The 17,445-nt window shown below is 25.0% G+C and carries 13 protein-coding genes, 4 tRNA genes, 2 rRNA genes and 1 other RNA gene; 12 read left to right on the plus strand and 8 right to left on the minus strand.

Going from position 1 to position 17,445, the window contains the following annotated elements:
- Positions 1-46 precede the first annotated feature (46 nt).
- From GJT81_RS00015 to murB, 3 genes are all read left to right on the plus strand, one after another.
- Positions 47-2,983 (plus strand): 23S ribosomal RNA (locus GJT81_RS00015).
- Between the two features lie 49 nt (positions 2,984-3,032).
- Positions 3,033-3,148, plus strand: a 5S ribosomal RNA gene (rrf, locus tag GJT81_RS00020).
- A 27-nt stretch (positions 3,149-3,175) separates the two neighbouring features.
- Complete coding sequence (gene murB / locus GJT81_RS00025; protein WP_169785324.1) at positions 3,176-4,219, plus strand: UDP-N-acetylmuramate dehydrogenase; 1,044 nt, start codon at positions 3,176-3,178, stop codon at positions 4,217-4,219.
- Between the two features lie 89 nt (positions 4,220-4,308).
- On the opposite strand, the gene aroQ is transcribed toward murB, so the two are convergent.
- On the minus strand, positions 4,309-4,752 hold the full coding sequence (aroQ, locus tag GJT81_RS00030) for a type II 3-dehydroquinate dehydratase (RefSeq protein WP_169785325.1): 444 nt from the start codon (positions 4,750-4,752) through the stop codon (positions 4,309-4,311).
- 157 nt (positions 4,753-4,909) lie between these two features.
- Between aroQ and GJT81_RS00035 the strand changes: the two genes are divergently transcribed.
- The 3 genes from GJT81_RS00035 (at position 4,910) to GJT81_RS02515 (ending at position 7,317) form a co-directional block, all read left to right on the plus strand.
- Positions 4,910-5,959 carry a rod shape-determining protein gene (locus tag GJT81_RS00035; protein ID WP_169785326.1) on the plus strand — a complete coding sequence of 350 codons (1,050 nt, stop codon included), beginning with the start codon at positions 4,910-4,912 and terminating at the stop codon, positions 5,957-5,959.
- Positions 5,960-5,982: 23 nt separating this feature from the next.
- The gene (mreC, locus tag GJT81_RS00040) at positions 5,983-6,798 is read left to right on the plus strand and encodes a rod shape-determining protein MreC (RefSeq protein ID WP_169785327.1); all 816 of its coding nucleotides are present in this window, start codon (positions 5,983-5,985) and stop codon (positions 6,796-6,798) included.
- A 333-nt stretch (positions 6,799-7,131) separates the two neighbouring features.
- Positions 7,132-7,317: a metallopeptidase TldD-related protein gene (locus GJT81_RS02515; protein WP_169785734.1), complete on the plus strand. Its 186-nt coding sequence runs from the start codon at positions 7,132-7,134 to the stop codon at positions 7,315-7,317.
- 481 nt (positions 7,318-7,798) lie between these two features.
- On the opposite strand, the gene GJT81_RS00050 is transcribed toward GJT81_RS02515, so the two are convergent.
- Positions 7,799-8,092 carry a TusE/DsrC/DsvC family sulfur relay protein gene (locus GJT81_RS00050; RefSeq protein WP_169785328.1) on the minus strand — a complete coding sequence of 98 codons (294 nt, stop codon included), beginning with the start codon at positions 8,090-8,092 and terminating at the stop codon, positions 7,799-7,801.
- Between the two features lie 56 nt (positions 8,093-8,148).
- Positions 8,149-8,233: transfer RNA gene (locus GJT81_RS00055), tRNA-Ser, on the minus strand.
- 101 nt (positions 8,234-8,334) lie between these two features.
- Between GJT81_RS00055 and rsmI the strand changes: the two genes are divergently transcribed.
- Both rsmI and rnpB read left to right on the plus strand, forming a co-directional pair.
- Positions 8,335-9,195, plus strand: coding sequence for a 16S rRNA (cytidine(1402)-2'-O)-methyltransferase (gene rsmI, locus GJT81_RS00060; protein ID WP_169785329.1), 861 nt, complete (start codon positions 8,335-8,337; stop codon positions 9,193-9,195).
- 32 nt (positions 9,196-9,227) lie between these two features.
- Positions 9,228-9,583, plus strand: an RNA gene (gene rnpB / locus GJT81_RS00065) — RNase P RNA component class A.
- A 26-nt stretch (positions 9,584-9,609) separates the two neighbouring features.
- Here the strand turns inward: rnpB and folD are convergent.
- Positions 9,610-10,461 (minus strand): bifunctional methylenetetrahydrofolate dehydrogenase/methenyltetrahydrofolate cyclohydrolase FolD, encoded by an 852-nt coding sequence (gene folD / locus GJT81_RS00070; protein WP_169785330.1) that lies wholly within the window; start codon positions 10,459-10,461, stop codon positions 9,610-9,612.
- A gap of 90 nt (positions 10,462-10,551) precedes the next feature.
- Here folD and GJT81_RS00075 point away from each other — a divergent pair.
- Positions 10,552-10,625: transfer RNA gene (locus GJT81_RS00075), tRNA-Arg, on the plus strand.
- 39 nt (positions 10,626-10,664) lie between these two features.
- On the opposite strand, the gene metB is transcribed toward GJT81_RS00075, so the two are convergent.
- From metB to GJT81_RS00090, 3 genes are all read right to left on the minus strand, one after another.
- Positions 10,665-11,828, minus strand: a complete 1,164-nt coding sequence (gene metB, locus GJT81_RS00080; protein ID WP_169785331.1) for a cystathionine gamma-synthase — start codon at positions 11,826-11,828, stop codon at positions 10,665-10,667.
- 176 nt (positions 11,829-12,004) lie between these two features.
- Positions 12,005-12,077: transfer RNA gene (locus tag GJT81_RS00085), tRNA-Lys, on the minus strand.
- 7 nt (positions 12,078-12,084) lie between these two features.
- Positions 12,085-12,157, minus strand: a tRNA-Val gene (locus tag GJT81_RS00090).
- Between the two features lie 145 nt (positions 12,158-12,302).
- On the opposite strand from GJT81_RS00090, the gene gltX reads away from it, so the two are divergent.
- Entirely contained in the window at positions 12,303-13,721 is a 1,419-nt protein-coding gene (gene gltX / locus GJT81_RS00095) for a glutamate--tRNA ligase (protein ID WP_169785332.1), read from the plus strand.
- A gap of 66 nt (positions 13,722-13,787) precedes the next feature.
- Here the strand turns inward: gltX and hspQ are convergent, their stop codons facing one another.
- Positions 13,788-14,108 carry a heat shock protein HspQ gene (hspQ, locus tag GJT81_RS00100; protein WP_169785735.1) on the minus strand — a complete coding sequence of 107 codons (321 nt, stop codon included), beginning with the start codon at positions 14,106-14,108 and terminating at the stop codon, positions 13,788-13,790.
- 231 nt (positions 14,109-14,339) lie between these two features.
- Between hspQ and alr the strand changes: the two genes are divergently transcribed.
- Together alr and GJT81_RS00110 are read left to right on the plus strand one after the other, a co-directional pair.
- On the plus strand, positions 14,340-15,437 hold the full coding sequence (gene alr / locus GJT81_RS00105; RefSeq protein WP_169785333.1) for an alanine racemase: 1,098 nt from the start codon (positions 14,340-14,342) through the stop codon (positions 15,435-15,437).
- Positions 15,438-15,571: 134 nt separating this feature from the next.
- The gene (locus GJT81_RS00110; RefSeq protein ID WP_169785334.1) at positions 15,572-17,434 is read left to right on the plus strand and encodes an ABC transporter ATP-binding protein; all 1,863 of its coding nucleotides are present in this window, start codon (positions 15,572-15,574) and stop codon (positions 17,432-17,434) included.
- Positions 17,435-17,445 lie beyond the last annotated feature (11 nt).

Consider the following 17,445-nt stretch of genomic DNA (forward strand, 5'->3'; position numbering starts at 1 on the left):
TATTAATTATAATATAAAATTATTTTAGACGATTGTGGTGTTGTAAGGTTAAGTAAATAAGCGTATATGGTGGATGCCTTGGCAGTCAGAGGCGATGAAGGACGTACTAATCTGCGAAAAGCATCGATGAGCTGATTTGAAGCGTTATTAGTCGATGATATCCGAATGGGGAAACCTAATGTATATTTTATACATTATCGTTATTTGAATTCATAGAATAACGAAGTAAACCAGGAGAACTGAAACATCTAAGTAACCTGAGGAAAAGAAATCAACTGAGATTTTCTTAGTAGCGGCGAGCGAAAAGGAAAAAGCCCAGAGAACTAATCAATTATTATATTAATAAAAATGTCTGGAAAGTCATACGAAACAGGGTGATAGTCCCGTATATTAAAATATATTAATTGTAATCTCGAAGAGTAAAACGGGACACGTAATATCTTGTTTGAATATAGGGGGATCATCCTCTAAGGCTAAATACTACTGACTGACCGATAGTGAACTAGTACCGTGAGGGAAAGGTGAAAAGAACCCCGGTTAGGGGAGTGAAATAGAACCTGAAACCATATACGTACAAGCAGTAGGAGCATTTGTTATTTAAAAATGTGACTGCGTACCTTTTGTATAATGGGTCAGCGAGTTATATTTTGTAGCAAGGTTAACTGTATAAGGGAGCCGTAGGGAAACCGAGTCTTAAAAGGGCGTTAAGTTGCAAGGTATAGACCCGAAACCCGGTGATCTAGCCATGAGCAGGTTGAAGGTTAGGTAATACTAACTGGAGGACCGAACCGACTAATGTTGAAAAATTAGCGGATGACTTGTGGTTAGGGGTGAAAGGCCAATCAAACCGGGAGATAGCTGGTTCTCCTCGAAAGCTATTTAGGTAGCGCCTCGTGTTATTCATATTCGGGGGTAGAGCTCTGTTTCGGTTAGGGAGTCATCCAGGCTTACCAATCCGATGCAAACTTCAAATACCGAATAATGTTATCACGGGAGACACACAGCGGGTGCTAACGTCCGTTGTGGAAAGGGAAACAACCCAGATCGCCAGCTAAGGTCCCTAAGTTATAATTAAGTGGGAAACGATGTGGAAAAGCATAAACAGCCAGGATGTTGGCTTAGAAGCAGCCATCATTTAAAGAAAGCGTAATAGCTCACTGGTCTAGTTTTTCTGCGCGGAAGATGTAACGGGGCTAAATTATACACCGAAGCTGCGACAATAGATTTATATTTATTGGGTAGGGGAGCGTTCTGTAAGTCGTTGAAGATAAATTGTGAAGTTTATTGGAGATATCAGAAGTGCGAATGCTGACATGAGTAACGATAAAATAGGTGAAAAACCTATTCGCCGAAAGACTAAGGGTTCCTGTCCAACGGTAATCGAGGCAGGGTAAGTCGACACCTAAGATGAGGCTGAAAAGCGTAATCGATGGAAAACAGGTTAATATTCCTGTACTCAGTGTTATTGCGAAGGGGGGACGAAGAAGGTTAGATTATCCAAGTGATGGTTGTCTTGGTTCAAGCGTGTAGATGAATTATCTAGGAAAATCCGGATAGTTAATAATAAAACATTGAGGCGTGATGACTAAGTGCTTTATTGTACTTAAGTAATTAATACCATACTTACAAGAAAATCCTCTAAGCTCTAGATAACATAGAATCGTACTCCAAACCGACACAGGTAGTCAGGTAGAGAATACTAAGGCGCTTGAGAGAACTCGGGTGAAGGAACTAGGCAAAATAGTGCCGTAACTTCGGAAGAAGGCACACTGATTGTAAGTAATAAAATTTACTTTTAAAGCTGAAATCAGTCTAAGATAACAGCTGACTGCAACTGTTTATTAAAAACACAGCACTGTGCAAACACGAAAGTGGACGTATACGGTGTGACGCCTGCCCGGTGCCGGAAGGTTAATTGATGAAGTTATCGTTTTACGAAAAGCTTTTGATCGAAGCCCCGGTAAACGGCGGCCGTAACTATAACGGTCCTAAGGTAGCGAAATTCCTTGTCGGGTAAGTTCCGACCTGCACGAATGGCGTAATGATGGTCAGACTGTCTCCACCCGAGACTCAGTGAAATTGAAATCGCTGTGAAGATGCAGTGTACCCGCGGCAAGACGGAAAGACCCCGTGAACCTTTACTATAGCTTGATATTGAATATTGAATATTAACGTGTAGGATAGGTGGGAGACAATGAAATATTGGCGCTAGTTAATATTGAGTCAACCTTGAAATACCACCCTTTAACATTTACTATTCTAACCTAGATCCGTTATCCGGATCAGGAACAGTGTCTGGTGGGTAGTTTGACTGGGGCGGTCTCCTCCTAAAGAGTAACGGAGGAGCACTAAGGTCAGCTAATCACGGTCGGAAATCGTGAGGTTAGTGCAAAGGCATAAGCTGGCTTAACTGTAAGAATGACGGTTCGAACAGATGCGAAAGCAGGTCTTAGTGATCCGGTGGTTCTATATGACAGGGCCATCGCTCAACGGATAAAAGGTACTCCGGGGATAACAGGCTAATACCGCCCAAGAGTTCATATCGACGGCGGTGTTTGGCACCTCGATGTCGGCTCATCACATCCTGGGGCTGAAGTAGGTCCCAAGGGTATGGCTGTTCGCCATTTAAAGTGGTACGCGAGCTGGGTTTAGAACGTCGTGAGACAGTTCGGTCCCTATCTGTCGTGGGCGCTGGAAGATTGAAAGGAGTTGCTCCTAGTACGAGAGGACCGGAGTGAACGCATCTCTGGTGTTCGGGTTATCATGCCAATGGTATTGCCCGGTAGCTAAATGCGGAAAAGATAAGTGCTGAAAGCATCTAAGCGCGAAACTTACCTTAAGATTATTCTTCCCAGGATATATTTGTTATTTAAATATATCCCTGAAGGGACGTTAAAGACTATAACGTTGATAGGCTGAATGTGTAAGCATAGTAATATGTTGAGCTAATCAGTACTAATAACCACCCGTGAGTCTTAACCTTACAACACCAGAATCGTTTTGAATAACTATTTATTATTAGTAATTTTAATCCTGGTATCAATAACGCAATGGTACCACCTGAATCCATTCCGAACTCAGAAGTGAAACATTGTAGTGCCGATGGTAGTATGAGATTTACTCATGTGAGAGTAGGAAAATACCAGGATTAATTAATGTTTTATAAAATAAATTAATGATTATTTATAAAAATTCTCTAAAAAGTTTTAATACTTTTGGTTTAGATGTTACTGCTTTAAAAATTATAAAAATAACAAACATTAACGAATTATATTATATATGGGAAAAATATTGTCAAAAATCTATACCATATATTATTTTAGGTAATGGGAGTAATGTTTTATTTTTAAATCATTTTAGAGGTATTGTCATAATAAACAGATTAAAAGGTATTTATATTAATGAAACTCAAAATCATTGGAATTTACATGTGAATTCTGGAGAAAATTGGCACCAATTAGTTAAATATACTATAAAAAAAGGTATTTTTGGACTAGAAAATTTAGCATTAATTCCTGGTTGTGTTGGTTCTGCTTCTATACAAAACATTGGTGCTTATGGTGTAAGTTTACAAAATTTTTGTAAATATGTAGATATAATGAATCTTTTAAATAAAAAAATAACACGTTTATCATGTATAGAATGTAATTTTCAATATAGAAATAGTATTTTTAAAAATTTTTATATGCATAATTATATTATTATTGCTTTAGGTATAACTATTTCTAAAAAATGGAAACCAAATATAAGTTATAAAGATTTAAATCACTTAAATTTGTATACAATTACTCCTCATGAAATTTTTAGTTATATATGTACAATAAGAAAAAAAAAAATTCCAAATCCTAAAATATATGGTAATGCTGGAAGTTTCTTTAAAAATCCTTTAGTATCTAATAAATTAGGAATACAATTATTAAAAACATTTCCTAATATGCCTTATATATTAAAAAATAATATATTTAAAATTTCAGCAGCATGGTTAATTGATCAATGTAATTTAAAAAGATATATTAAAGGTGGTGCTATGATTTATTCTAAACATTCATTAATAATTATTAATAAATGTAAAGCAAAAAGTAAAGATATATTATATATAGCAATAAAAATATATAATTGTGTAGGAAATAAATTTGGAATTTGGCTAGAACCTGAAGTAAGATTAATAGGATCTTTAGGAGAAGTTCATCCATCAAGTATTTTTTTTCATAATCATTAAAGAAATTAAATATATTAATCATTAAAAGTATTTATTTTATATATAAAATAATATATCTATAGATATAAATAAATATTTAATATAATATATTATAATTTTTTGATTATAAAATCTAAAGCTAAAAAATATCCATCTATTCCTAAACCAGATATTATTCCTCTTGAAATATCAGAAAAATAAGATTTTTTTCTAAAAGATTCTCTAGAAAAAATATTAGTTATATGTATTTCTATAAAAGGAATATCTATTGCTAATAAAGTATCACGTAATGCAATACTCGTATGTGTAAATGCTGCTGGATTAAAAATAATATAATTTACTTTTTTAGTAAAACTTATTAAATAATCTATTAATAAATGTTCAGAATTAGATTGAAAGTGACTTAGTTTTAAATTATTATTTTTAGCTTTTTTTATTAAATTATTGATTATTTTATCTAAAGATAAATATCCATATTTGTTAGGTTCTCTTTTACCTAAAAGATTTAAATTTGGTCCATTTAATATTAAAATATGATTTTTATATTCTACCATTTTTTTTCACTCATAAAATTTATATAAATAATTTACATAATTTATATTATATCTTTATAAAAGATATCTATATTTATTTTTAAAATAAATGTATATTAAATCAATAATTAATTTTTTATAATTATATAATAAAAATTTAAAATTAGGATTTTTTTATATGTTAAAGAAATTTAGAGGAATGTTTTCTAATGATTTATCTATTGATTTAGGAACAGCAAATACTTTAATTTATGTTAAAGGCAAAGGAATAGTTTTAAATGAACCTTCAGTAGTTGCAATTAGACAAGATAGATCAGGAACTTCTAAAAGTGTTGCTGCTGTAGGATACAGTGCAAAACAAATGTTAGGCAGAACTCCAGGAAACATAGCTGCAATTAGACCTATGAAAGATGGTGTAATAGCAGATTTTTTTATTACTGAAAAAATGTTACAACATTTTATAAAACAAGTTCATAGTAATAGTTTTATGCGACCTAGTCCTAGAGTACTTATATGTGTTCCTGTAGGAGCAACTCAAGTTGAAAGAAGAGCTATTAGTGAATCTGCTCAAGGTGCTGGAGCCAGGAAAGTTTTTTTAATAGATGAACCTATGGCGGCTGCTATTGGTGCTGGACTCCCAGTTTCTGAAGCTACAGGTTCAATGGTTATTGATATAGGTGGCGGAACTACTGAAGTAGCTGTAATTTCTTTAAATGGGGTTGTATATTCTTCTTCTGTAAGAATAGGAGGTGATAAATTTGATGAAGCTATTATTAATCATGTACGTCGAAATTATGGATCTTTAATTGGTGAAGCGACTGCTGAAAGGATAAAACATCAAATTGGATCTGCATATACAACTAATAATGATGAAGTATTAAAAATTGAAGTTAGAGGTCGTAATTTAGCTGAAGGAGTTCCAAGAAGTTTTACATTAAATTCAACTGAAATATTAGAAGCATTACAAGAACCATTAACAGGAATTGTTAGTTCTGTTATGGTTGCATTAGAACAATGTCCACCTGAATTAGCTTCTGACATTTCAGAAAGAGGCATGGTATTAACTGGTGGTGGTGCATTGTTAAGATATTTTGATAAATTACTTATAGAAGAAACCGGAATTCCTGTTTCTATTGCTGAAGATCCATTAACTTGTGTAGCTAGGGGTGGTGGTAAAGCATTAGAAATGATTGATATTCATGGTGGAGATTTATTTAGTGAAGAATAAATTATTATTTAAATAAAAAAATTATGAAAATTCTGTTTAGTAAAAAAATATCTTTAAAAACAAAACTGATTAGTGCTATATTATTTTTAGTATTTATATTAATAATAAATTATTTTATTAATTTAAAGTCTTATTTTAATACATTTATAAATCCTGTATATATATTTTTAAATAAATCTTATTTTATATTTAATAATATGATTGAAAATAAAAATATTAATAGCAATTTAAAAAAGCAAAATAAATATTTATTTATTCAATTATTAAAAAATAAATATGAAATTTTACAATTAAAACAATTAAAACATGATAATAAAGAATTGAGGAAATTATTAATTTTACCAATTGTAAATAAAGATAATATAAAAACAATATTTGCAGAAAAATTACCGATTTATTTTAATTTTGATTCTGATGAAATATTAATTAACAAAGGAAGTATAAATAACATTCATGTAGGACAATTAGTAATTAATGATCTTGGACTTGTTGGTCAAGTCATTTCTATAAATAAGTCAACAAGCCATGTCCGTTTAATATGTAGTACACAAAGTTTTATATCAGTACAATCAATTAAAACTAATATTAAATTTGCTATTAAAGGTAATGGTTGTAAATATAGTTTAATGTCAGAAATATTACCAAAAAATATCAATATAAATAAAGGAGATATATTAGTAATATCTGCATTATATGATAATTTGTTACAAGGATATCCTGTTGCTATAGTAACAACATCATCAAATACAAATTTTAAAAATATAAGATTAAATTATGTAAACGTTAGTCCTTTATTTAAAATATCAGAATTAAAATATTTATTACTTATATCTGATTAAATTAAAAATAATAATTAATTTTTATATTATTTATATTTTTATAATTCATTAAGTATGAAATATTAATTACAAATATTAAAATTTATTTTAAATATTATGTTTATAAAATTTTAATTTACTTTTTAAAAAGTATTATTTAATACTATTTAGTTTTTAAAATAATAAAAGGTAAAACAAATTATAATTCTATTATATTTATTGATAATAATAATCAAAAAAAATATATTAATATATATCATCTATACTATTATTATAGTAGCGGTAAATAATTTAAATTTAATTTAAGCACCATCTAGATTAATTACAGTTATATTAAGATATAGTTTTCCTTGAATATTATTACATGAAAATATAGATCATGGATTAGAAAAAGATTATAATTATTATAAAACTTCTTTTTTTAGTAATAAAATAGAAAAAAAATTTGCTTCAGAAATATGTACTATAGTAGATAATGAAACATTAAAAAATATAAATGGTTCACTTAATATTGACGATGAGGAGAGTACATCTACTTAATGTATAATATATTAGTTAAAAATGGTATATTAAAATAATATATAATAATTATTAACTTATTATAAAATAAAATCAATAGTAATTCAAGAAGATTTTTCTTACGATTTTTTTACCTATTCTTAAAATAACAAATACATATTTATTAAATGATAAAACAAAAACTACTAATATAATTAATATCGTTGAATAATACGGATTATATGTTTTTTTATTAAGCGAAGGTGTAAAGATATACTTCAGGAAATTTTATTTTTTCAACTTTTGAAGCTTTTTTAATTAAAAAATAAAATTTATAAAAAATACAACATTAATAAGATTTTCAAAAAATATTATGAAACAGATATCAATGATAGGAAATGATTTCAGTTTTAATGATAGAATATGAACATGTATAAAAAATAGTCAACCTATATCAGTAAGTGTAGGGTAAAATACTTTGAAAATAGATAAAATAGTTGTTGAAGATACTAAAAACATTTTATTATAAACATATATTAGTTTTAGGTAGTCCAGCAATCTTTGATGCTTGTTTTATTGGTCCTTTAGGAAATAAGTTAAATATATAAGTACTATCAAATTTTAAAAATCCGTATTTTTTATTTAAAGAAATCACTAACATTCGTAAATTAGGTACAGTATTAAATTTTTTATATAATATACGTAATAAATATATTATTTCCCAATGTTTTGTCGTTAATATTATACCTTCTTTAAAAGCTATTTTTTCTGCAAATTTTTCATTCCAAATAAAATATTTATGTTTTTTTTTATACATAATTTAAATATTTTCACTTATAATAACATATATATTATACAATAATTATTTATTTACGGAGGAAGAGAGATTCGAACTCTCGAATAGTTTCCTATTGCCGGTTTTCAAGACCGGTGCCTTTAACCACTCGGCCACTCCTCCAATATATTATTTTATTTTTTATAAAATAAAATTAACCAATTATACATTTTTTTAAAATTAAAAGTAAAGTTTTTTTAAAAAATATAAATCAGTGTGAATATATGAAAAAAAATCAAATAATATTAGGTAATTTATATATAGTTCCAACTCCAATAGGTAATTATAATGATATGAATCATCGATCATTAATGATATTAAAAAAAGTAGATTTAATCTTATCTGAAGATAAAAGAAAAACAGGAATTTTATTAAAATATTTTAATATTAAAAATAAATTATATTCATATCATGAATATAATGAAAAAAAAAAATCTAAAATAATTCTTGATAAAATAAAAAATGGTTATAATATAGCATTAGTTTCAGACGCAGGAACACCATTAATTAATGATCCTGGTTATAGAATAGTAAAATTATGTCGTTTAGAAAATAATACTATTAAAATTATACCTATCCCTGGGCCTTGTGCTGCTATTCTAGCATTATCTGCTTCTGGATTACCATCAAATAAATTTTGTTATGAAGGTTTTTTACCAAATAAAAAAAATAAAAGATTAAATAGATTAAATGAATTAAAATTGGAAAAAAGAACTTTAGTTATTTATGAAACTAAACATAAATTATTAAATAGTTTGTATGAAATTGAAAATATTTTTGGATCAAATAGATATTTAGTTTTAGCAAGAGAAATAACAAAAAAATGGGAATGTATTTATGGTAATACTGTTAAAAAAATTATCTTATGGATTAAAAATGATATAAATAGATTAAAAGGAGAAATAGTTTTAGTTATTGATGGATTTCATAATAATATTGATAAAACAATATCTAAAGAATCTTTTACAACATTACTAATGCTGAAAAAATATTTACCTTTAAAAAAAGCTATTAATATTACAGCTAATATTTATAAAATTAAAAGAAATATATTGTATACTTTTTTTTTAAAAAATAAATATTGATTATTATTTTATAAAAAGTATAATAATCTCATAAAGTTGATTGAATAGTCGCTTTTATTTTTATGTATAAAAGAGGAAAGTCCGGACTCCATAGGATTATGGTGCCAGGTAACACCTGGGAAGTGTAAACTTACGAAAAGTGCAACAGAAAAAATACCGCCATAATAAAATATTTGTGGTAAGGGTGAAAAGGTATGGTAAAAGCATACCGATATATTAGTAATAATATATGACAATGTAAACTCCACCAGGAGCAAGGCTAAATAAGGTTTGTATTAATCCGTACTGTTATAAAAACCTAGGTAAGCTGCTTAAAAATAATAAGTGATTATTATAATAGATAAATGACTGTTCAAGACAGAATCCGGCTTATAGATCAACTTTATTGATGATATAATTATTATGTTAAAATTTTTATTTTTTATAAATTTCATAGGCTTGTAAAGTATTTTGCATTAATGTAGCGACAGTCATTGGACCTACTCCTCCCGGAACGGGAGTGATATAAGAAGCTCTTTGTATTGCTGAATTAAAATTTATATCACCTATAATTTTATTATTTACTCTATTAATTCCTACATCTATTACAATAGCACCTAATTTTATCCATTCACCAGGTATAAAATTAGGTTTACCTATAGCTACTATTAATAAATCAGCATTTTTTATATAACTTTTTAAGTTTATAGTAAAACGATGAGTAATAGTAATAGTACAACCAGATAATAATAATTCCATACTCATAGGGCGACCTACTATATTAGAAGCACCTACAATAACAGCATTTAGACCAAAAATATTAATCCGATAATATTTTAATAATTTTATTATACCTAAAGAAGTACATGGACGTAATAAAGGTATACGTTGACATAATCTTCCTATATTATATGGATGAAATCCATCTACATCTTTACTAGGAGATATTCTTTCTAATATTTTACTTAAATTTAAATTTTTAGGTAATGGCAATTGAATTAATATTCCATCTATATTATTATTATTATTTAATGAATCAATAATTTTTATTATAGTATATTCATCTATATTTTCAGGTAAATTATAATCATAAGAAACAAAACCTAAATTTTTACATACTTTACGTTTATTTTGTATATAAATTTTAGATGCTATATTATTGCCAATTAAAATAACTCCTAATCCTGGTGGTCTATATCCTTGAAATAATTTATTATTTATTTTATTTATTATTTTAGTATATATTTTTTTAGCAACCATTTTACCATTAATGATTTTAGCTTGCATTTTAAAGAAAACTCATTTTTTTAAATAATTTTATTATTATGTTTTAAATTTATTTTAAATAATATAATATTGTGATAATATTAAGTTTTCGCGCTCTTAGCTCAGTAGGATAGAGCAATAGCCTTCTAAGCTATTGGTCACAGGTTCGAATCCTGTAGAGCGCATAAATTTTTTGATTTAATTTTATTTATTATATAAAAAGTTTAACGGTATTTATTAGCATAAAAAAATGCTTTATCTAAGTCCGATATTAAATCTTTTGAATCTTCAATACCTACTGATATTCGCAACAATAAATCAGAAATATTTGCTTGTAACATTTCTTCTTTTGTAATACATGCATGTGTCATAGTTGCCGAATGAGAGATTAAACTTTCTACACCACCTAGTGATTCTGCTAAAGTAAATAATTTTAATGAATTTAAAAATAAACTTAGCATTTTTTTAGAACCATTAAAATCAAAACTTAATATAGCTCCAAATCCTTTTTGTTGAATTTTTGCTATATTATGTCCAATATTACTACTAATTGATGGATGATATATTTTTTTTACTAATTTTTGAGTTTTTAAATATTTAATAATTATTAAAGCATTTTTTGCTGCGGTTTTTAATCTAGGATATAATGTTTTAATACCTCTAAGTAATAAATAACTATCAAAAATTGAACTAGTTACTCCTATATTATTACTCCACCAAGATAATGTTTCAATAAATTTTATATTTTTAGATATAATTGCACCTGCTATCATATCAGAATGACCATTTAAATATTTGGTACATGAATGAACTACTAAATCAGCTCCTAAACTTAATGGATTTTGAAAAACAGGACTAAGTAGTGTATTATCAATTACACTAATTGCTCCTGAATTACGTATTTTATTACAATAATCAGTAATATCAATTACATTTAATAATGGATTACTAGGACTTTCTATAAAAATCATTTTAGGTTTTTCTAATAATGCAGATAGTAATGCATTTTTATCATACATAGTAATAAACTTAACTTTATATATTCCTTTACTTAAAAAACTTTTAAATAATCTATAAGTACCACCATAACAATCGTTAGGACAAATTAATAAATCACCTGGATTTAATATTGATGTAATTATTAGATAAATTGCAGACATACCACTATTAGTAATAATTGATCCTGATCCATCTTCTAAAGACGAAATAACATTTTGTAATATATCTCGTGTAGGATTACTTTTTCTAGAATAATCATGTTTTCTAGGATTATTAAAACCATTAAAATTATAAGTAGTAGATAAATATATTGGAGGAATAACAGAACCATATTGTTTATCTGTATTTAAACCATTATGTATGGATACAGTTTTTTTATTATAATGCATAATTTTTTATAAATAATTAAAATTATTATTCAATGATTAATAATTTTAATCTAACATAAATTTAAATATAAATAAATGTAACTTATTTATGTATGTACTTTAAATATTTAATAAATATAATTATTTATAAATAAATTTAATAAATTTAAAATAATAAATTTTATTTAATAAATTTTTGGGTCGTGCAGGATTTGAACCTGCGACCAATTGATTAAAAGTCAACTGCTCTACCAACTGAGCTAACGACCCTTTATTATGGGTGATGACGGACTTGAACCGCCGACAACCTCCTTGTAAGGGAGGGACTCTACCAACTGAGCTAATCACCCTAATAAATAATATTTTATATTTTAATTAATAATAAAAATAAGTAGATATACTTTAATAAAAATTTAATAAAAAATCAAATTATATTTATTTATATAATATAATAATTAAATATTATAACTATAGTAACTACAAAATAAAATATTTATGATAATAAAAACTCGTTTTGCACCTAGTCCCACAGGTAATTTACATATTGGAAGTATTCGTACAGCTTTATACTCTTGGTTATTTGCTAAAAATAATTTAGGTAGTTTTATTCTAAGAATAGAAGATACTGATATTAAAAGATATAAAGAAAATTCTATTGAAAACATTATCAATGGATTAAAATGGTTAAATATTGATTGGGATGAAGGTCCTTATTTTCAAAGTAAAAGAATTGACAGATATAACCATATTATTAATAATATGATTAAAAAAAAATTAGCGTATAAATGTTATTGTTCTAAAGAAGAATTAGAAAAAAATAAAATAGAACAGACATTAATAGGAAAAAAAATAAAATATAATGGTAAGTGTAGAAATTTAACTAATTTTTTTAATAAAGATAATAAATCATTTGTAGTAAGATTTCGTAATCCTGATCATGGTATAGTAAAATTTAAAGATAAAATTCGTGGAACTATTATATTCAATAATAATGAATTAGATGATTTAATAATAAAAAGAACTGATGGTATACCAACGTATAATTTTTGTGTAGTTGTTGATGATTGGGATATGGGAATTACACACGTTATTAGAGGAGAAGAACATATAAATAATACTCCTCGACAAATTAATATCATTAAAGCTATAGGGGCTCGAATACCAATATATGCACATGTTTCTATGATTGTTAATAAATCAGGAGAAAAAATTTCCAAAAGATTTAATAATATAGATATTTTACAATATAAAAAATCAGGTTATTTACCAGAAGCATTATTAAATTATATTGTACGTTTGGGTTGGTCTTATGGTAATCAAGAAATTTTTTCATTAAATGATATGAAAAAGTTATTTAATTTAAATAATATTAGTAAGTCACCTAGTATATTAAATGTTAATAAATTAAATTGGTTAAATAAATATTATTTAAGTAAATTACCCAAACAATACATGATTAATTACTTAACTAATTTTTTTAAAAAAAAAAATATTAATATAAATAATGGTCCTAAAATAAATGATTTATATAATATATTTCATAATAGATGTAATACTTTAAAAGAAATAAATAATTTATGTTATATTTTTTATAATACTCCTAATTATTCAAAAGTTAATTTAATTAATAAATATTTAAATTTGGAAACAAAAGAAATTTTAAATAAGTTATTAAATAAATTTACATTAATTAATATTTGGTCACTATTAATCATTAATACTTCTATAAAAGAAATATCTATAGAATTAAATTTAAATTTTTCTGAGATAGCTATGCCATTAAGATTAGCTATAACAGGTATGGTTAATAGTCCTCCTATTGCTTATATAATATATTTAATGGGTCAAAAAAAAGTTTTAAAATATATTAATAACGCAATAAAATTTATATTAATAAATAATAAACATTATTAATTTTTTATTATAAAAATGATAGGCGGTATATTTTTCCGCTTATCTTTATCTCTTGATATTTTTTAATTAATTCCTTAATCTAGGTGTTATTAATTGTTTTTTAATAGAAGCTGCTAATTCATCTAATGATGAATGTTCAGGATGTTCATATTCTAATGGTTCTCCTGAAAGTTGTACTTCTGCTAAATATGTATGTATAGGTTGTCCTGTATCATCTTCCATTACTACATGATACCATGGTTTTTTACGTAATGTTATGCTATCAGCAACTTCATCAACTTTAGGATCTCTTAGTGAATATTCAGGATCAACATCAATTATTACTCCCAAAAAACCTAATAATTTATGTCTAACCTGTTGACCAATACCAAATTTACTGGTAATCATCATTGTAGCTCCTAATAAATATTTAAATAATTATTAACTTTATCAAAATATATTATAAATGTTTTTTAAGTTTATTTATCTTCAATAATAATTTTATTAAATTAACAAATTATAACTATATTGAAATCAAATTTATTTTAATATAACATATATATTTGTATTATTTAGATAATTTAAACTAATAAATATATTAATTTAATTTTTTTAATAAATTTTTTAGAGATATTATGAATGACTAGACCTATTTTTGCTGTTATCAACACTAATGCGTTAAAACATAATTTACAATTAATTAAAAATATAACATCTAAATCAAAAATCTGGTCAGTAATTAAAGCTGATGCATATGGACATGGTATTAAAAATGTTTGGAAAAGTTTAATACAAACAGATGGTTTTGCAGTATTAACTTTAGATGAAGCTATATTATTAAGAAAATATGGTTGTAATAAACCTATCTTATTATTAGAAGGAATTTTTCATCTGAAAGATTTAGATATAATATATAAATATAATTTTACAATTACTATACATAGTTATTGGCAATTAAACATGCTAATCTTAAATAAACCAAAATATCCAATTGATATATATATAAAAATTAATAGTGGTATGAATAGGTTAGGATTTAATATTAAAAATATTTCTAAAATAATAGATATTATTAAAATAATTAAAATAAAAAATATTACTTTTATGGCACATTTTGCTAATACATCTTATAAAAATTATAAAGTAATTAATAATATTATTAATACTATAAATAATAATATTATTAATACTATAAATAATAATATTATTAAATATAATTTTTTACGTTCATTTGCTAATTCTGCTGCCATATTATGGCATCCACAAACATATTATGATTGGGTTAGACCGGGAATAATATTATATGGCGCATCTCCTACTGGTAATTGGAATGACATAAAAAAAAATAAAATAATTCCTGTAATGACATTAAATAGTGAAATAATTAGTATACAAAAATTATTACCTGGAAATACTGTAGGATATAATGATGTATACCATACTAATAAATATCGTCGTATAGGAATTATAGCATGTGGTTATGCTGATGGATATCCAAGAAATATATCTAATAATACGCCAATATTAGTAGATGGACATGTTACAAAAATTTTAGGTGATATTTCTATGGATATGATTGCAGTAGATTTGATAAATATTCCAAATGCAAATATTGGAAGCAAAGTAGAATTATGGGGAGAAAATATTAAAATAGATGATATTGCTCAATCAGCAAATACTATTGGATATGAAATCATGTGTTCTTTATCTAAAAGAGTTCCTATTTTTATAAAATAGATATTTTTTTTATCTTTTTTAATAAATTCAATTATTTTATTAAAAAATCAATTAATAAAAATTAATTTAATATCTAAATATTTTAATTAAAATATTGTTAAAATAGATATTTCAATACTATTTTTAGAGGATATATGAATATTATTAGTGCATATAAAAATAAATGTGTACTAGAAGTAAAAAATCTTAGTGTTAATTTATTAAATAATAATAATAATTTAATTAAAGTAATTCATAATATATCATTTAATATTCATTCAAATGAAATACTAGCTATGATTGGTGAATCAGGTTCAGGAAAATCTATTACTTCATTATCTATAATGCGTTTAATTGAATTTTATGGAGGTAAAATTATTAATGGTAAAATTATTTTACATACAAAAAAAAATAAAAAATTAGATCTAATCAAATTAAAACCATTTGATTTATCTAGAATTAGAGGATCAGAAATATCTATGATATTTCAAGATCCTTTTAGTAGCCTCAATCCTTTATTTAAAATAGGAGAGCAAATAACAGAAGTAATTAAATTACATCAACATAAAAATTATAGTTCTTCATTAAAAGAAGCTAAGAGAATGTTAGATTTAGTAAAAATTTCTAATATTAATAATATTATTAACTATTATCCTTATCAATTATCAGGAGGAATGTTACAAAGAATATGTATTGCTATAGCTATATCATGTAATCCAACAGTTTTAATTACTGATGAACCAACTACTGCTTTAGATACTATATTACAAAAACAATTATTAAAATTAATAAAAGATATTAAAAAAGAAAAAAATATAGGAATAATTTTTATTACACATAATTTAAGTTTAATTAATTTAATAGCAGATAAAGTTATTATTATGTATAGAGGAAAAATAGTAGAAAAATCTTCTGTACAAAAAATTTTAAATAATCCTAAGCATAATTATACACAATATTTATTAAAAAATTATCCTAAATTTATTTTGAATAACAATAAAAAATTTTTTTATACTATAAAATATAGTTCATTATATAATAAACATGCATCTAATAAAACTATAATTAAAAAAAATATACCTCTTTTAATAATAAAAAATATTGTTACTCGTTTTGATATAAAAAAAAATTTTTTTAATAAAACATTAAATCAAATATATGCTGTAGAAAAAGTTTCTTTACATTTATATAAAGGAGAAACATTATCTATCATTGGTGAATCTGGATGTGGCAAATCTACAATAGTAAAATCTATTTTTAATCTAGTTAAAAGTAAAATTAAATTATTTTACTTAAATAATAAAAAAATAAATTTATCTAATAAAAAAGATTTGTTCTTTATTAAAAAAAATATACAATGTATTTTTCAAAATTCATATACATCTCTTAATCCTCAAAAAACTATTGGTTATTCTATAATGGAACCATTATTAGTACATAAGATATTATTAACATATAATGAATTAATAGAACGTGTAAAATATTTACTTAAATGTGTAGGATTAAAATCTGATTATATAAATTATTATCCTAAGGAACTTTCCGGGGGACAACGTCAAAGAATTTGCATAGCTAGAGCATTAGCTGTTAACCCAAAAATTATAATAGCAGATGAATCATTTTCCTCTTTAGATATTATATTACAGTCTAAAATATTTAATTTAATACTTAAATTGCAAAATAAATTTAATATATCATTTATCATAATATCTCATGATATTGCAATGATAAAACGTATTAGTCACCGTATAGCAATAATGTATTTAGGACAAATAATAGAAATTGGTCCTTCAAAATTAATTTTTGAAAATCCACAACATAGTTATACTAAAAAATTAATATTATCTACATTTAATATGAATATTAAAAAAAAACAATATTCTGATATATTGTTTTTTTCTGATAATTTTACCAAAAATAATATTTTTCCTATTGGAACTATATTACCAACAAAAAATTTTATTCAAGTCGGAAAAGATCATTATATAATTCAAGAATCTAATAATGATTACAACTAAGGTAAATAAAT

Source organism: Enterobacteriaceae endosymbiont of Plateumaris consimilis (genome assembly GCF_012563145.1).
GTDB lineage: Bacteria > Pseudomonadota > Gammaproteobacteria > Enterobacterales > Enterobacteriaceae.